The organism is Streptomyces sp. NPDC111507, from assembly GCF_055638955.1.
On sequence record NZ_JBVKBU010000014.1, the window covers coordinates 244,107 to 260,696 of the forward strand.

Annotated in this window: 15 protein-coding genes; 7 read left to right on the top strand and 8 right to left on the bottom strand. The window is 71.4% G+C overall.

From position 1 onward, the window contains the following. Positions 1-109: 109 nt before the first annotated feature. The 3 genes from ACZ7M2_RS39495 to ACZ7M2_RS39505 form a co-directional block, all read right to left on the bottom strand. Positions 110-892 carry a hypothetical protein gene (locus tag ACZ7M2_RS39495; RefSeq protein WP_471599387.1) on the bottom strand — a complete coding sequence of 261 codons (783 nt, stop codon included), beginning with the start codon at positions 890-892 and terminating at the stop codon, positions 110-112. A 76-nt stretch (positions 893-968) separates the two neighbouring features. Beyond that, positions 969-1,340, bottom strand: coding sequence for a four-helix bundle copper-binding protein (locus tag ACZ7M2_RS39500; protein ID WP_471599388.1), 372 nt, complete (start codon positions 1,338-1,340; stop codon positions 969-971). Between the two features lie 161 nt (positions 1,341-1,501). Next, positions 1,502-1,903, bottom strand: a complete 402-nt coding sequence (locus ACZ7M2_RS39505) for a nuclear transport factor 2 family protein (RefSeq protein ID WP_471599389.1) — start codon at positions 1,901-1,903, stop codon at positions 1,502-1,504. Positions 1,904-2,140: 237 nt separating this feature from the next. On the opposite strand from ACZ7M2_RS39505, the gene ACZ7M2_RS39510 reads away from it, so the two are divergent. Further along, on the top strand, positions 2,141-2,836 hold the full coding sequence (locus ACZ7M2_RS39510; RefSeq protein WP_471599390.1) for a type 1 glutamine amidotransferase domain-containing protein: 696 nt from the start codon (positions 2,141-2,143) through the stop codon (positions 2,834-2,836). A gap of 79 nt (positions 2,837-2,915) precedes the next feature. On the opposite strand, the gene ACZ7M2_RS39515 is transcribed toward ACZ7M2_RS39510, so the two are convergent. From ACZ7M2_RS39515 to ACZ7M2_RS39530, 4 genes are all read right to left on the bottom strand, one after another. Next, on the bottom strand, positions 2,916-4,424 hold the full coding sequence (locus tag ACZ7M2_RS39515) for an ABC transporter ATP-binding protein (RefSeq protein ID WP_471599391.1): 1,509 nt from the start codon (positions 4,422-4,424) through the stop codon (positions 2,916-2,918). Next, positions 4,421-5,260, bottom strand: a complete 840-nt coding sequence (locus ACZ7M2_RS39520; protein ID WP_471599392.1) for an ABC transporter permease — start codon at positions 5,258-5,260, stop codon at positions 4,421-4,423. The genes ACZ7M2_RS39515 and ACZ7M2_RS39520 overlap by 4 nt, the downstream gene beginning before the upstream one ends. Beyond that, entirely contained in the window at positions 5,257-6,147 is an 891-nt protein-coding gene (locus ACZ7M2_RS39525; RefSeq protein ID WP_471599409.1) for an ABC transporter permease, read from the bottom strand. Before ACZ7M2_RS39525 ends, ACZ7M2_RS39520 begins: the two co-directional genes overlap by 4 nt. A 131-nt stretch (positions 6,148-6,278) precedes the next feature. Then, a complete protein-coding gene (locus ACZ7M2_RS39530; protein WP_471599393.1) occupies positions 6,279-7,826 on the bottom strand; it encodes an ABC transporter substrate-binding protein in 1,548 nt (515 codons plus the stop codon). A 277-nt stretch (positions 7,827-8,103) separates the two neighbouring features. Here ACZ7M2_RS39530 and ACZ7M2_RS39535 point away from each other — a divergent pair, with 277 nt between their 5' ends. From ACZ7M2_RS39535 to ACZ7M2_RS39555, 5 genes are read left to right on the top strand one after another with little or no spacing between them, the layout of a single operon-like run. Next, positions 8,104-9,126, top strand: a complete 1,023-nt coding sequence (locus ACZ7M2_RS39535; RefSeq protein ID WP_471599394.1) for a TauD/TfdA family dioxygenase — start codon at positions 8,104-8,106, stop codon at positions 9,124-9,126. A gap of 46 nt (positions 9,127-9,172) precedes the next feature. Continuing rightward, positions 9,173-10,180, top strand: a complete 1,008-nt coding sequence (locus ACZ7M2_RS39540; RefSeq protein ID WP_471599395.1) for an ornithine cyclodeaminase family protein — start codon at positions 9,173-9,175, stop codon at positions 10,178-10,180. After that, positions 10,171-11,568 (top strand): alanine racemase, encoded by a 1,398-nt coding sequence (locus ACZ7M2_RS39545; RefSeq protein WP_471599396.1) that lies wholly within the window; start codon positions 10,171-10,173, stop codon positions 11,566-11,568. The genes ACZ7M2_RS39540 and ACZ7M2_RS39545 overlap by 10 nt, the downstream gene beginning before the upstream one ends. A 56-nt stretch (positions 11,569-11,624) precedes the next feature. Next, positions 11,625-12,656 carry a cysteine synthase family protein gene (locus ACZ7M2_RS39550; RefSeq protein ID WP_471599397.1) on the top strand — a complete coding sequence of 344 codons (1,032 nt, stop codon included), beginning with the start codon at positions 11,625-11,627 and terminating at the stop codon, positions 12,654-12,656. Positions 12,657-12,661: 5 nt separating this feature from the next. After that, entirely contained in the window at positions 12,662-14,056 is a 1,395-nt protein-coding gene (locus tag ACZ7M2_RS39555) for an MATE family efflux transporter (protein WP_471599398.1), read from the top strand. Here ACZ7M2_RS39555 and ACZ7M2_RS39560 read toward each other — a convergent pair. Next, on the bottom strand, positions 13,999-15,054 hold the full coding sequence (locus ACZ7M2_RS39560) for a LacI family DNA-binding transcriptional regulator (protein WP_471599399.1): 1,056 nt from the start codon (positions 15,052-15,054) through the stop codon (positions 13,999-14,001). The genes ACZ7M2_RS39555 and ACZ7M2_RS39560 overlap by 58 nt on opposite strands. Before the next feature lie 127 nt (positions 15,055-15,181). Here ACZ7M2_RS39560 and ACZ7M2_RS39565 point away from each other — a divergent pair, with 127 nt between their 5' ends. Continuing rightward, positions 15,182-16,336, top strand: a complete 1,155-nt coding sequence (locus tag ACZ7M2_RS39565; protein ID WP_471599400.1) for a Gfo/Idh/MocA family protein — start codon at positions 15,182-15,184, stop codon at positions 16,334-16,336. The last annotated feature ends 254 nt before the right edge of the window (positions 16,337-16,590 follow it).

Sequence of the window (16,590 nt, forward strand, 5' to 3'; positions counted from 1 at the left end):
CTCCTGGCTCCCCAAGGCCGGACCTGACGGCGCACACCGTAGAACGTGTTTCAGAAATTGTGAATGCCGAAGACACCGGCGCCCCGACCGCGGCTCTCCCGGCGACCCCTCATCCGGGGAACCCGTCCGAGGCGTCGGCCGGGCGGCCGTACTCCCAGACACGGTCGAACTCGGCCTGGAAGTGCTGGTACCAGTGCCCGTCGCGGTCGGGGCGCAGAGTGAACACGGCGTCGCCACTGCCCGAGCTGTGGGAGTAGATGTCCACATGGATGATGCCGCCCGGCCGCCGCGGGTCCAGCAGCACCAGCCCGAAGGCCGGCACGAACGGCAGGAACCTCACCTCGACCCTGTCCCTCACTCCTGGATTCTCGAGCAGCTCCCGCAGGAGGTCGATCGAGGTGCGCAGTCGGTTCTGGTACACCTCGGGCCGGTGGGGGACGGTGCTGCGGCGCGCGGCCTCGGCGGGCGCCGTACCGGCGGGGTCGATGAGCGCGATCCTGATCACGGATCCGGCCACGGCTCGACGTTCCAGCTCGTCGATCGAGTTGCGGAGGGTGCGGGCGAGGGTCACTCCAACGATGCTGATGTCCCGTGCCCCACGTACCTGTTGGACGAGCTCCGGCTTGTCGCCGCTGAAGAAGTCCTCCGCCGAAATGTCGCCGGCGGCGCGGGCGCGTACCTCCGCCGCCAGCTCGGCGACCTGCCGACGGCTGCCCGGCAGTCCTCCGGCCAGCAGGGCGAGGGTCGCAAGGGTGGCTGCGGCCAGTACCTTGCCGCCGGCCACATCGAGTGCACCGAGCGCCGCCAGAGTCAGCGAGAGCAGCGCCGTGCCGTAGATTTCCAGGTTCTCGCCGGAGGAGAGATCGTGGCGGACGCGCCGCAGAAATCGCATGCGAGCCATCGTCCGTACCGCGGCGCCGGTCCGTCAACGAGGCCGTGACCGAACTCCCCGGCTGAGTTCCGGGGATTCAGGCGCGGCTCAGTGTGGCGAGGAAGTCCGTGCAGGCCTGGGCGCACTCCCGGCAGGACTTGGCGCCGTCCTGCCCACCCGGGTGCTCGTCGAAGACGTCCGCGCACTCGCTGCAGACGGTACGGCACCACTCGACCTGGGCGCGGACAGCGGCCGTGTCCCGGCGGGCCTCCTCCGCCAGCACACGACAGGTCGCGTCGCACACCTCCACGCACAGAAGGCCTTTGTGCCGTACGAGTTCCTGCTCCCTCGGCCCGTCGGGATCCACCACGCTCGCCCGCAGCGCACAGGCACGGGCGGCCTCGGCGCAGGCCTGCGCACACTCGAAGCGGTCCTCCAGGAATCGGATGAGTTCTCGCTGGGATGTCATTGCCGTCACCAGGGGCGGGTAGCCGCGGGAATGCCCGTCAAACCCCGCACTTCAGGACCCCGGCGCCGCCCTCCGGGTCCGGTGGTACCGCCGCAAGCGGCACCAGCGACCGCCCTGCCCGCAGGAACAGCCTCGCCTGCCCGACAGCGAACGAACGGTTCCTAGCCGTCCATCGCCTCCGCCGCCTCGCGTGAGATCCGCTCGAACTGGGCGCCCATCGCCTCGGAGAGCGCATGGGCCGCCGAGAGCGGGCGGACCATCACCATCAGGTCGTCGATCCTGCCGTCCTCGTCGAAGTGCAGGAAGTCGCAGCCGTTGAGCTCCTTGTCGCCCACCTTCGCGGTGAAGACGAGCGCGTGGTCGCGGCCATCGGCACCGGCGATCTCGCGTACGTAGCGGAAGTCGGTGAAGACACGGGAGACGCCGCGCAGGATGGCCGCGGTGATGGCCTTCCCCGGGTACGGCTTGAAGGCGACGGGGCTGGTGAACACCACGTCGTCGGCCAGCATCTCCTCGATCGCGGCGAGGTCGCCCGCCTCTACGGCCTTCCGGAAGGGGTGCATCCGAGCCCCGCCTCTCACACTCAACTAATTGATTAGGTTACGAACAGAGTAGTGGGGGTGACGTCCGACGTCCAGGCATTGGCTTTCCTATGGCTCTGACCACACTCCTTATTGGTCACCTATGCCACAGCCGCATACGGTCGAGGACATCACCGCCCCGACGATCTGGGTCAAGAGCGTCGCGGCGTACGACAGGAACAACCGGCAACGCCCCCCGCACCCTCGGAGAAACGCACCATGTCGAAGATTCTCTTCGTGATCACCGGCGCCGACCACTGGACGCTCGCCGACGGCACCCGCCACCCGAGCGGCTTCTGGGCCGAGGAGGCCGTCGCCCCGTACGAGGCGTTCGAGGCCGCGGGCCACGAGGTCGTCGTCGCCACGCCGGGCGGCGTCGTGCCGACCGTGGACAAGGGGAGCCTGGCTCCCGAGGTCAACGGTGGCCAGGAGGCCGCCGACCGCATCGCGCACGCCCTCGCGTCGATGACCGCGCTGCAGCGGCCGGTCAAACTGGCGGAGGTCGACCTGGCCGACTACGCGGCCGTCTTCTACCCCGGCGGCCACGGTCCGATGGAGGACCTGGCGGTCGACGCGGACTCCGGCCGGCTGCTCACCCTCGCGCTGGAGTCGGGCAAGCCGCTCGGTGTGGTGTGCCACGGCCCCGCCGCGCTGCTCGCCGCGACGAAGGAGGACGGCACCAACGCCTTCGCGGGCTACCGGGTCTCCGGGTTCACCAACGCCGAGGAGTCGCAGGCCGGTCTCGCCGACCAGGCGAAGTGGCTGCTCCAGGACCGGCTCGTCGAGGTGGGCGTCGACTTCCAGGAGGGCGAGCCGTGGGCCCCCAAGGTGGTCGTCGACCGCAACCTGGTCACCGGCCAGAACCCGGCGTCCTCCGCCCCCCTCGCCGCCGAACTGCTGAAGCAGCTGCCCTGACCCTCACGGGGCCAGGGCCGCGGCGGCAGATCGTGGTGACCGGCACACGGCCGAACTCCTCGACGAGGAGGCCGCCGAGTCAGACGGACAGCAACTCGGCGGTGGGGCCGTGGCGGACCAGGCGACCCGACTCCAGCAGGTGCACGGTGTCCGTGTAGGCGGCCACCAGGTGCAGTTCGTGGCTGACCAGCGCGACCGCCAGGTTCCTTTCGGTGCGCAGACGTCGCAGGAGTTCCATGACCGCGGTGGCCGTGTCCGGGTCGAGGGCGGAAGTGATCTCGTCGCAGAGCAGGAAGTCGGGCTCGGCGGCCAGCGCGCGGGCGATGGAGACGCGTTGCCGCTGGCCTCCCGACAGCTCCGCGGGACGCCGGCGGGCGAAGTCGGCGGGCAGCTCGACCTGTTCGAGGAGTTCCGCCACCCGGTCGGACACCTGGCTCTTGGCGAGGGTGCGGTGCAGTCGCAGCGGGCGGGCCAGCGCGGCACCGACGGTGTGGGAGGGGTTGAGCGTATCCAGCGGGTTCTGCGGAACGAGTTGGATGCGCCGGTGGTGCGTACGGCTGCGACGGCGTGCCGTGTCCCCGACCGGCTGCCCGTCCAGGGTGACGTGGCCCGCGTCGGGCCGGTGCAGGCCGGCCAGCACGCGCAGCAGCGTGGTCTTGCCGGAACCGGACGGCCCGACGACGCCGGTGGCGCTGCCGGGCACGGCCGTGAAGTCCACGGCGTCCAGGGCGTGGTGGACCTGTCCCCGGTGCCGGAAGGCGACGCTGATCCCGCGCGCCGTGATGCCCTCGGTGAGGGCGGGCGACCGTTCGGTAGGGGGTGGCTCCGTCCTCGCCCGGGGCGCCCGGGGCTGCGCGGGAGTCGACAGATGGACGACCTGGTCGGCGCAGGCCGCGACGAGTTCGGGGTCGTGGCAGGCCATCACCACGGCGAGGCCGCGTCGGGTGGCGAGGTCGCGCAGCAGCCCGGCGATGTCGTCGCGCAGGGCGGAGTCGAGTCCGGCGGTCGGCTCGTCCAGGAGCAGGACGTCCGGGGTGCGGGCCAGCGCGCGGGCGAGGGCGACGCGGCGCTGCTGGCCGCCCGAGAGCGCGGTGGGGCGCCGGTCGGGCAGCCCGTCGTCGATGGGCAGCCGGCATTCGCGCAGCAGCGCGAGCACCGCCTCACCGCCGCGGTCCGTGGCGGTCTCGGCCACCAGACGGCGCACCTTCATCCGCGGGTTGAGTGCGGAACCGGGGTCCTGTCCGACGTAGGCGATCCGGGTTCGGCGCAGTTCGCGCAGTGCCGGGCCCGGCAGCGTCGAGGGGTCGTGGCCCAGGACGTCAAGGGTTCCGGCGGACACGGTGGCGCCCGGCGGGAGGTGGCCGACGAGGGCGCGCAGCAGCGTCGTCTTGCCGGAGCCCGAGGCGCCGGTGAGGGCGGTGATCTGCCGGGGACGTACGACCAGGCTGGCGGGACGCAGCAGGAACGGGCCCTCGGGGACGCGGACTTCGAGGCCGGTGACCCGCACCAGGGGAGCCGGGGGCTCGGTGGTCGGTGCCGGCGCGGGCTCGTCGTCGGGGACGTCTCGGGTGGTGGCCGGGTGGCTCACGAGGTGGTCACCGCCTTCCGTACGGGGCGTGCGGCGAGCGAGGAGGAGGCGAGGTTGACGCTGATCGCGAGCAGGGCGATGGCCAGGCCGGGGGCGACCACGGCCCAGGGGTTGAGGAGGATGCCCGGGGCGTTCTCCCGGACCATCAACGCCCAATCGGAGGCCGGGGGTTGGGGACCCATCTGAAGGAACCCGGCCATGGAGATGACGTAGACCGCCTCCACGAAGCGCAGGCCGAACAGGGCGAGCACGGTGGCGCGCAAGTTGGGCAGGAGTTCGCGCAGGGTGAGATACCAGAGCTTCTCGCCGCGGGCGGTGGCGGCCTCGACGTAGCCGGACTGTGCGAGGGGGGCCGCCGCGCCCGCGACGAGCCGTACGGCGTAGGGGACTCCGAGGACGATGGCCGCGGTGTTGACGGCCAGGCGTCCGCCGTCCGGCCAGGCCAGCGCGATGAGCATGACGCCGAGGACCGGTGGCAGCAGAATGGCCACGTCGGCCGTCCGTTCCACCGCCCGGCCGAGGGCGGGGCGCAACGCGGCGACGCAGCCGATCAGGGTGGCGAGGCCGGTCACGACCACGGCGACCAACAGAGCGCTGCCGATCAGCGCCGTACCGCCGTGCAGGAGCCGGCTCAGGACGTCGCGTCCCAGCTGGTCGCCGCCGAGCGGTGCGCTGTCCCCGGCCGGGGCGTAGGGGGCGGTCACGGGTTTGTCGACCGCGTGCGGAGCGAGGAACGGGCCGGTGAGGGCCACCAGGACGAGCAGCAGGCCCGGTGCGACGCGCCGCGGGACGTGGGACGGAACGCGGCGGGGTGCCGCGGTGGCAGGAGTGCTCATGGGCGTGCTCCCAGCATCCGGGCGCGGACAAAGTCGGCGGCCAGCAGGACGACACTGATCGCGGTGCCCGCGCAGATCACGACCCCGGCGATCAGCGGGGTGTCGCGAGAGGCGACGGCGCCCGCCAGTACGGTTCCGATGCCCGGGTAGTTGAACAGTGTCTCCACGGCCACCGCGCCGCCCAGCAGCATGCCGGTGGAGGTGGCGACGCCGATGGCGATCGCGGGGAGCGCGCCGGGCAGCGCGTGCCGCAGCACGACCCGATGGACGGGCAGTCCGTCCAGGTGGGCGGCTTCGACGTGCGGCGTCGCGGCCTGGTCGGCGAGCGCGCCGCGCACGAGCCGGGTGTTCCATCCGGTCTGCGGAATGGCCAGGGCCAGTACCGGCATGATCAGCATGGTCCAAGTGGTGGGGTCGCCGTCGGCGCCCGTGAGCGTGACGGCCGGCAACCACCCCGTCCACAGCGACAGGACGAGCAACAGGCCCACGGAGACGACGAATTCGGGCACGGCGAACGCGGCGGTGGCCGCGTGGCCGATGATCCGGTCGACCGGCCGGCCGGGGCGACAGGCCGCCCAACAGCCCAGCGCGAGCGCGGCGGCGACGGTCAGGACGAAGGCGACCGAGCCGAGCAGCAGTGTGTTGGGGAACGGGTCGGCGAGCAGGTCGGTCACCTTCTGGCCGCGCGCGGACGTGCCCAGGTCGCCGGTGGGCAGGGCCGTCATCCAGTCCCAGAAGCGCGCCCACAACGGCCGGTCGAGGCCGAGAAGATGGCGTCTGGCCACCACGTCGGCGGCACTGTCCCCGCGTTCCGAGGTCGCCGTGGCCGCGTCGCCGGGCAGCGCCTCCACCGCGACGAACACCACAGCGAGAAGCACCGCGAGCATCAGGGCCCGCCGTGCCACGGCCATCGCGATCCACACGGCGACGCGCACGGCGAACGGGCCCTCGCGACGTGGCGCGGTGGCCGCCCCCGGGCGGGCGGGGGCGGCCACCGTTTCCTCCTCGGCCGTGCGGCTCAACTCAGCCACACATTCTCGAGCTGGACCCGGCCGTAGCCCGGGAGCTTGGGCAGGTTACGCACCTTGGCGACGGCGAGGTCGATGCCGTCGGCCATGCCCCACAGCAGATAGCCGGACTCGTCGAACTCGATCTGCTGGAGCTCGTGCAGGGCCGTGGCGCGTGCCGTCTCGTCGGCTGTGCCGATGACCTTGCGGTAGGAGGCGTCGAATGCCTTGTCGTCGAAGCCGGCCTCGTTCTGCCCGGCCTCGCTGACCAGGGTCTTGGAGGCGAAGAAGACCACGGAGTCGTTGGTGCCCCAGTACGTGGTGTACAGGTCGCCCTTGAGCCAGGTCTTCTCGTAGAACGCGCCGGACTCCTGCTTGTCGACCTTGAGCTTGATGCCGGCCTCGCGCGCCTGGGCGGCGAGCAGCGTGGCGGACTCGGCGAGGCCGGAGATGTCCTCGGTGGTCACCAGGTCGTAGGTCTTGGTGAGGTCGAACTTCGCGTCGGCGAGCAGCTGCCTGGCCTTGGCGAGGTCGCGCTTTCGCTGCGGGATGTCCTTGGCGTAGTGCGGGTCGCCGGTGCCCATGATGTCGTTGGCGACGGTACCGTACCCGGACAGGACCTGCTTGACCATGGCGTCGCGGTCGACGGCCAGGCGCAGCGCCTCGCGCACGCGCGCGTCGGCGAACGGGCCGCTCTTGGTGCGCATGACGAGGGGCATCGACATGTCGTTGGGGCGGCGGACGACCTGGACATCCTTGCGGGACTCGGCGGTACGGGCGGCGACGGCGCCGACGTTCGAGGCGACGTCGATCTGGCCGCCGAGCAGCGCGCTGGACATCGCCTGGGGGGTCTCGAACATGGTGACCTCGACGGCGTCGAGGTGGACCGTGCCGCCGTACCACTGGTCGTTGCGGACGAGGCGGGCGTTGCCGCCGCGGTACCAGTCGAGCTTGAACGGGCCGGTGCCCGGCGCCTTCTCCAGCTCCTTGTCGGGGGTGTCCTTCTTCAGGACGAACGTCGTCAGGCGGGTCAGCAGGGGCAGTTCGGCGTTGGCGTAGTCGGAGACGAGGACGACGGTGTCGTCGCCCTCGGCCTTGATGTTCTTCGCCTCGATGCCGGGCAGCCGGGCGGCGCCGGAAGGGGTGCCCCGCAGCCGCTGGAGCGACCAGACGACATCGGCGGCGGTGACCGGGGTGCCGTCGTGGAAGGCCGCACCCTTGGCGATCTTGAAGCGCCAGGTCTTCAGGTCCCCGGAGTGCTCCCAGGAAGTGGCCAGGCGGGGCTTGGTGTTGGGCCCCGCACCGGGCACGGTGAGTGTGTCGTACACCAGGGCGAGGATCAGGTAGTCGCTCTCGTTGCCCTGCGTGCCGTGCGGGTCACGGGTGAGGGCGCTGGCCCGTCCCAGGGCTCCGATGCGCAGGGTGCCGCCCTTCTTGGGCTTGTCTCCCGCGGCGGCCGGTTCGGCCGAGGTGTCGTCGCCCCCCGAACAAGCGGCCAGCAGTGCTGTCGCGCCTGTCGCTCCGCCAGCCCACAGCACTTGGCGCCTGGTGATGTTCACGTACGTCCTCGATCCGATCTCACAGGAAACGAAAAGTTCTTAGGGTTGCCTACCCTAACGAGAGCCGTTTCCGCAAGATGGCGTAGTAGCGGCCCACCAGGCAAGCCGCAGGCCGATCGTCGACAACTGGCCGGTGACGATGGGGTGATGACGGTGTTTCAGTCAGAGAAAGCTAGTAAGGTTTGCCTAACCTAACTTAGATGCTAGCGTTCGGCCCGTTCACAGCGCAGGCACAGCCAACCCCCCACGCACCCCCAGAGAACGGGATCTCTTTGCCATGAGCACGGCAGCCGCACCTGTCCGCACGCTCGATGCCCACTCCGTGGGCGAACTCCGCCAGGCAGCGGAGAAAATACTGGGCGAGTTCGGGACATCCGCCACGTCCGAGGCCCTGTTGAAGCGCGTCGCCCAGGCCGCCGACGCCTTCGGCGACACACTCCGCCACCACTGCCGCCCCGTCGACACGGCCGACGGCCTGTACGTCCTCGCGGGACTCGACGTCGACGACCACGATCTCGGCCCCACACCGACCAGTTGGGCCGGGGCGGGCGACAGCGGCGCCCCGCACGACATCACCCTGCTCCTGCTGGCCACCGTGATGGGCGACCCCATCGCCTGGGAGGGGCAGCAGGACGGCCGCTACGTCCACAACATCGTCCCCTCCCCCGGGCACGAGGACGAACAGACCGGCGCCAGCAGTACGGTGCTGCTCAGCCCGCACACCGAGGACGCCTTCCACCCCGGTCGCGCGCATCTGCTGATGCTCAACTGCATGCGCAATCCGGACAACATCGCGACCACCGCCGCCAGCATCCGCCAGGCCGAGCTGGACGAGGCCGACATCGGCCTGCTGACCCGGCCGTCACTGCCGATCCTGCCGGACGACGCCTACGCCGAGGCCCAGGGCTTCGACGGTGGCACCCCGCCCCGCGTACCGACCCTCTTCCACGCCCGGGACGGGCTGACGCTGCGGTTCGACCCGGCGTACACCCCGCTGGAGGACGCCTCCCCGGCGCACCGGGCCGCCTACGCGCGCCTGGCGGCCGAACTCTCCCGCGTCTCCCGCGCGGTGAGCCTGAACCCCGGCGAGGTCCTCGTCGTCGACAACGACCTGGTGGTGCACGGCCGGGTCCCCTTCCGGGCCCGTTACGACGGCACCGACCGCTGGCTCAAGCGTGCCTCCGTACGGGTTCCCGGGCGCCGCTCCCGCCCGCTGTCCGAGGCCCACGAGCACGGATACGGCCAGGCGGTCCTGGAAGCGCACGGCGACCGTGCCGCCCGTCGAGCGCACGCGAGCTGAGCACCCGGCCACCGCCCGGACCCCCACGCCCAGGAGGAACACGACCATGACCGACCTCACCACCACCCCCGCCGACGACCGGAGCCTGCGCATCCTGTCCACCGGCGACCTGGCCGGAATCGACATATCCCTGGCCGATGTCGTCGAGACCGTCGAGGGCGCCTACCGCACCCTGCACGCCGGACAGTCCGACAACCCCCGCAAACTGACGGTCAAGCCCGCGGACGAGCACTCGGTCGCCTACGCGATGCTCGGCCGGGACGGCTCCCGCGACGTCGTCGCAATCAAGACCTCGTACAAGCACGGCCTGGGCAAGGGCCGCGACGAGCAGCACTACTACACCTCCCTGACCATCTACGACGACGTCACGGGACTGCCGTTGGCGATGATGGACTGCTCGCGCATCGGCTCGCTGCGCACCCCGGCGGTCTCCGCGCTGCTCGCCCGTGAGTGCGCGGCGCCCGGCGCGCGCAGCGCCCTGGTCATCGGCACCGGGACACAGGGGCGGCTCGCGCTGCCGTTCCTGCTCACCACCCTGCCGGACCTCGACCGGCTGATGCTGTCCGGCACCCACCCCGAGGGCATCACCGCGGTGCGCGAGCAGTTGCGGTCGTACTTCCCCGACCGTGAGGTGGAGGTCGTCACCGATCTGCGGGGCGCCGCCGGGGAGGCCGACGTCATCGTGGCGACGGCGGGCGGGCACACCCCGGCCGCCGTCGAGGCGGACTGGCTGAAGCCCGGCGTGCTGTCCGTGCTCGTCGGTCACGGACTCGCGCCGTCCACCCTGCACCGCGCCGACCGGGTCATCGCCACCAGCGAGGCCCAGATGAACGTCACCGGCACCGACATGGCGGACGCCGACGGCAAACTCCCCGCGGTCGACACGGAGTTCCCGCCGGTGCTGGCGGGCGTGACGGCGGCACGCGGCTCGGCGACGGAACGGATCTTCGCGTACAACAGCGGTCTGGTCGTCACCGACATCGCCCTGGGTCACCGGTTCGCGCAGCTCGCACTGGCGCAGGGGCTCGGTACGGAGGTGGCGCTGTGGCGGTGAGCGCTGCCCCCTCCGCCGGTCCCTCGCTGCCCGCGCTGCCCGATCCCGCGACCGACGCGGTGCTGGGCAGCGGGCTGCTCGAAGAGCTCTCGTACGCGTTCGGCGGGCCGTTCCACCTCCTGCTGCCCGACGCCTTCGACGCGAACCTGCGGGCGATGCGCGCGGCCCTCGACGAGGCGGGTGTGGACGGGTTCGTGTACTTCGCGAAGAAGGCGAACAAGGCCGCGGTGTGGGTGGAACGCGCCGCGGCCGGGGGCGCGGGGGTCGACGTGGCCTCCCTGGGCGAGCTGCGGGAGGCACTCGGGCACGGGATGCGCGGCGAGCACCTCGTCGTCACCGGACCTGCCAAGGACGACCTGCTGCTGCGCCTCGCGGTCCAGCAGGGCGCGTTGATCGCCGTGGACACCCTGGACGAACTGGACGCGCTCGTCGCGACCGTGGTGAGCGGAAGGGTCCGGCCGGCCCGGGTGCTGCTGCGGTGCCTGCCGGGCACCCAGCCGCACAGCCGGTTCGGCATGGACGACGCCGAGTTGGCCACCGCCCTGGACCGGTGCGTCCACGCGGGCGAGGCGGTACGCATGGAGGGCTTCAGCTTCCATCTGTCCGGATACGCCGTCCAGGCGCGGGCCGATCTCGCCGGGCGGCTGCTCGAACTGTGCCTCAAGGCCCGCGTGCTGGGCCTCGAGGCGAGCCGGATCAGCATCGGCGGCGGGCTGCCGGTCGCCTACACCGACGCCGACAACTGGCACACCTTCCTCGGCGAGCAGCACGGCGGGCACTACCACGCGGGCCGGACCTTCGACCCCGCGGACTTCTACCCGTATCACTCCCCGGTCGCCGGAGCGGACGCGCTGCGCGCCCTGCTCGCCGCCCGCCCCGAGGGGTACGACCAGAGCCTCGCCGACTTGTTGAACGACTCCGGAGTGGTCCTGCTGCTGGAGCCCGGACGGGCGCTGCTCGACAAAGCCGGCGCAAGCGTGTTCCGGATCCAGGGCGTCAAGGAGCGCGTCGGGTACCGGCTGCTGACCGTGGACGGCACGAGCCTGAGCCTGTCCGAACAGTGGTTCAACAGCGAGTACCTGCCCGAGCCGCACCTGTTCTCGCTCGGCGCGGTCGCACCCGTGGGCACCTACCCAGCGGCCGTGGGCACCTACCCGGCGGCCGTCGGCGCGGCCACCTGTCTGGAGTCGGACATGCTCACCTGGCGGAAGATCCCCTTCCCCCGGCGGCCACGCGTCGGCGACCTGCTCGTCTACCCGAACACGGCCGGCTATCAGATGGACTCCAACGAGTCGCCCTTCCACGACCTGCCCCTGCCGCCCAAGGTCGTCATCGATCGCACCGAGCGCCCACGTCCGCGCTGGCGCCTCGACCGCCACTTCGCCTGACCTCCCCGCACATGCCCGACACCCCCACGTCGCCCGACTCCCCCAGGAGCCTTCGCATGCCCGGAGCACTTCAGCGCCCCGCCGTGGTCTCCCGCGTCTCCGACCTCATCGGACACACCCCTCTCCTCGAACTCGCCGCCACCGAGACCGGCAGCCGACTGCTGCTGAAGCTGGAGATGTTCAACCCGACCGGCACCGCCAAGATCCGGATGGCCCAGCAGATGATCACCGACGCCGAGGCACGCGGCGAACTGCGGCCCGGCGGCCGGATCATCGAGTCGACCTCCGGCAACACGGGCCTCGGACTCGCCGTCGTCGCCGCCGAACGCGGCTACACCTTCACCGCCGTCGTCGACCACCACGCCAGCGCCGACAAACTGCGCGCCATGAAGGCCATGGGCACGGAACTCGTGTACGTCGACGACGACGGCGGCTCCGAGGACCTGGCCACCGCCGCGCGCGAGGAACTCGCCGAGGAGATGGCACGCGGCCAGGACAACACGATCTTCACCGAACAGCACAACAACCCCAGCAACGGCGTCGGTTACTTCCCCGTCGCCCATGAGCTCCACGAGGCGCTCGACGGCAGGCTCGACGTGCTCGTCGGCGCGGTCGGCACCGGCGGCGGTCTCTGCGGCACGGCACGTGAACTGCGTACGCTCATACCCGACTTCACGACGATAGGCGTCGAGCCCAAGGGATCGATCGCGTTCGGCGGGCCCGCGCACGACTACTACCAGTCCGGCACCGGCACCCCCGAGGGCGCCGAGATCGGTGCGCTCGTCGACTTCGGGCTCATCGACGAGGGTGTCAAGGTCGGCGATGTCGAGGCGTTCGCCACCTGTCGTGCCGTGGCCCGCACCGGACTGCTCATCGGCGGCTCGGCGGGCGGTGTCGTGCACGAGGCGCTGACCCGGCTCGCCGCACTGCCGCCGGGCACGACTATGGTCGCGCTCGTCAACGACGGCGGGGAGAAGTACCTGGACACGGTGTTCAACGACGACTGGATGCATGCCCGCGAACTGCTCGCTCCCGCGACCGAACGGGAAATCGACGAGCTCCTCACCAAACTCCGCAGGAACCGATGACCCTCATGCCGGCCACTCTCCTCCGTGACGCCCGCGCGCTCGCCACCCTCGCCGTGCCGCTCGTCCTCACCCAGCTCGCCCAAGTCGCGCTGACCACCACCGACACCGTGATGATGGGCCTGCTCGGCACCCGGGAGCTCGCGGCCGGCGGCCTCACCATCGTGATCTTCAACCAGTTGCGGACCATGGGCGTCGGCCTGGTCACCTCCGTGGGCAACCAGATCGCCGCCGCGGCGGCCCGCGCGGAGAACGCCACCGAGGCCGAGCGGGGGAAGGCGCGCGAGGACGTCCGCGGGATCGTCCGGGCGAGTCTGGCCGTGGCCACACTCGCCGGTGTCGCCGGGGCCGTCCTCATGATCCTCGTCGGCCGGTGTCTGGGCCTGCTCGAGCAGGACGCGGCCGTCGTCGACAGCGCCCGGACGATGCTGTTCGCGCTGGCGCCCGGACTGCTGCCCTGTCTCTGGTTCCAGGCCATCCGCCAGTTCACCGTCGGGATGCGTCGCCCGCAGGCGCTGCTCCAGATCACCGTGGCGTCCATCGCCGTCAACGCGGGCCTCAACTGGGTTCTGATCCACGGCACTTGGGGCCTGCCGAAGCTCGGCCTCACGGGCATCGGCGTCGCCACGTCAACCGTCTACCTGCTGTCTTTCCTCGCCCTGTACGGCTCGGCGCGACGGGACGCCGAGCTGGCACCGCTGCTCAGCCTGAACGTCGCCAAGGCCGACCCGGCGACGGTCGGGCGTCTGGTCGGCCTCGGTGTCCCGATCGCGGCCACCTACGGCTCGGAGGCCGGGTTCTTCTCGCTCACCGCGCTGATGGCCGGCTCCTTCGGGCCGGCCGCGCTGGCCGCGCACACGGCCGTCAACCAGCTCGTCTACATCGTCTTCCAGGTGGCGGTCGGCCTCTCCCACGCCGCGTCCATCAACGTCAGCCGCGAACTCGCCCTCGGGCGCGTCGACAACGCCCGGCGTATCAAGAACACCGCGCTGGCCTGCGCCGCGGCCGTGATGACGGTCGTGGGCGTCGTCTACGTCACGCTGCCGGGTCTGGTGCTGGCCCCGTTCCTGGACTCGGGCTCCGACCGGGCGCTCGACATCGCCACGCACCTGCTCATGGTCACCGCGTTCCTGCAGTTCTTCGACTGCGCGCAGAACATCGGTGTCGGACTGCTCCGCGGCCTCGACGACACCAAGAGCGGCTTCCGGATCACGCTGATCGGCTACTGGGCCGTCGGGCTGCCCGCCGCCTGGCTGGGGGCCTACCCACTCGGCCTCGACACCGTCGGCATCTGGCTCGGTCTGCTCACCGGCCTCGCCACCACCGCCGTACTCCTGCTGCGCCGCTACTCGGCCTCCCTCACCGCCCGCACCGCCGCCGCTCCGGCACCCGCTCCCGCCTGACCGAGTGGGGGTGCCGTGGTGCCGCGGACCTCGAGGGCCGGGGCGGTGAGGACGACCTCGCCCGGGCGGGCGGGGTCGGCGATCCGGTCGAGCAGACACTGCGCGGCACGGCGGCCGACGTCATGACCGGCGCTGTCCACGGTGGTGAGCCACAGGTGCCGCAGCCGGGAGAGGTAGGTGTTGTCGTAGCCGACGAGGGAGAGGTCGCGCGGCACCTGGAGGCCGAGTTCCTCGGCGGCCGAGAGGGCGCCGACGCAGGCGATGTCGTTGAACGCGAAGACGGCGGTGGGCCGTTCGCGGGCGCTGAGCAGCCGGACCGTGGCACGGTAGCCGCCCTCCTCGGTCAGGTCGCCCTGCTCCACGACCGCCTCCGCGGCCAGTCCGTGCTCGCGCATGACCGCCTCGAAGCTGCGGCGGCGCAGCTCACCGACCACCCCCCGCCCCGCGATGTGCGCGATCCGGCGGTGACCGAGGCCGATGAGATGCTCGGTGGCCAGGCGGGCGCCGCGCTCGTCGTCGTTGGCGACGACGTCGACACCGGGCAGCTCGGGCTCCCGGGCGCCCGCGACCACGGTGGGAATCTGCCCGGCCGCCGTCCGCAACGCCTCGGCGGCCGGCAGGGTGCCGACGGCGATCAGACCATCGACACGCAGGTCCACGAAGGTACGGGTGAGGTCCTCGCCCAGACGCCGGTTGAGATGGCCGTCGGCGAGCAGCATGTGCAGGCCCGAGTCGTGCAGCCGCGAGTTGAGACCGTCCAGCAGCTCCACGAACCAGGGGTTGCGCATGTCGTTGAGGAGCACCCCGACCGTGCGGGTGCGCCGCTCGCTGAGGCTGCGCGCCGCGGCGTTGGGCCGGTAGCCGAGCTCCTCGACGGCGGCCAGCACGGCCTGCCGCTTCTCGTCGCGGACCTGGTCGGAGCCGCGCAGCACGAGGGAGACCAGCGACTTCGACACTCCGGCTCGCTCGGCGACATCGCGAATCGTCGGTGCTCTCATGGTCTGCGTGGCTCCATTCCTGGACCGTTCCATATGGCGGGCGAGCTTGTCAAAGGGCTTGACACGCACTGCAGCGGCCTTCAGTGTGAGCCGAGAAATCGTTGGACCGGTCCAAAGAGGGGCAGTCATGGTGCGTACGCTCGGCGTTGCCGTCGTGGGGTTCGGCTGGATGGGACGGGTGCACACCCAGGCGTACGCCCGCGTGCCCCACCACTTCCCCGCGCTGTCCGTGCGGCCCGAACTGGTCGCCGTCGCCGACGAGGTGCCGGGCCGGGCGGAGGAGGCCGCGGCCCAGTACGGCTTCGCCGCCGCCCACCGCGACTGGCGCGAGGTGGCCGCCGATCCCCGGGTCCAGGCGGTGAGCATCGCCGCGCCGAACTTCCTGCACCGCGAGATCGGCCTCGCCATGGCCGAGGCGGGCAAGCACATCTGGATCGAGAAGCCGGTGGGACTGACCGCCGAGGACGCCCGGGCCGTGTCGGACGCGGTCACCAAGGCCGGGGTCCAGGGCACGGTCGGCTTCAACTACCGGGGCGCGCCCGCCGTCGCCGCCGCCCGCGAACTGATCGCCTCCGGCGAGATCGGCATCGTCACCCATGTCCGCATCCGGCTGTTCAGCGACTACGCGGCCCATCCCGAGGGCGCTCTGACCTGGCGCTACGAGCGGGAGCGCGGCGGCAGCGGCGTCCTCGGCGACCTGGCCTCGCACGGCGTCGACCTGGCGCGCTTCCTGCTCGGCGAGATCGAGGCACTGACCGCCGACACCGCGATCTTCCTGCCTCGCCGGGCCCGCCCGACCGGCGCCACCGCCGGTCACACCCGCGCGACGGGCGGCGAACTCGGCCCGGTGGAGAACGAGGACTACGTCAACTGTCTGCTGCGCTTCGCCTCCGGTGCGCGGGGCGTGCTGGAGGCCTGCCGGGTCTCGGTCGGCGAGCAGAACAACTACGGCTTCGAGGTGCACGGCACCAAGGGCGCGGTCTTCTGGGACTTCCGGCGCATGGGCGAACTGGGCGTCAGCAGGGGGACGTCGTACCAGGACCAGCCCGTCAGCACGGTGTACGTCGGCCCCGGGGACGGCGAGTACGCCGCCTTCCAACCGGGTTCCGCCAACAGCATGGGCTACGACGATCTCAAGGTCATCGAGGCCCACCACTTCCTGCGGTCGATCGCCGAGAACACCCCGTACGGCGCGACGCTGGCCGACGCGGTGCACAGCGCGGCCGCACTGGACGCGATGTCCCGCTCCGCCGAGCGGGGCACGTGGGTGCCTCTGGCATGACGGGCCGGTCGCGACGGCCGGAATCCGTCATCGCGTCCATGAAGGAAGGCCTCTGAGCGACTTTCTGTTATCGGCCGCGTTCCACGACGTCTCCTGTGTGCAGGCATCCCCGGGCACCGAGCGAGCGCTAGGAACCACGTCATTGACTGCTCCCCTCCTTGAAGGGAGGGGATTCCTTCCTTCAGGGCTGAGCGGGGATTCCTGGCTCAGGCTGCCTCTGGGAGCAGCGCTCCCGGTGGTCTTACGCCCTCAAC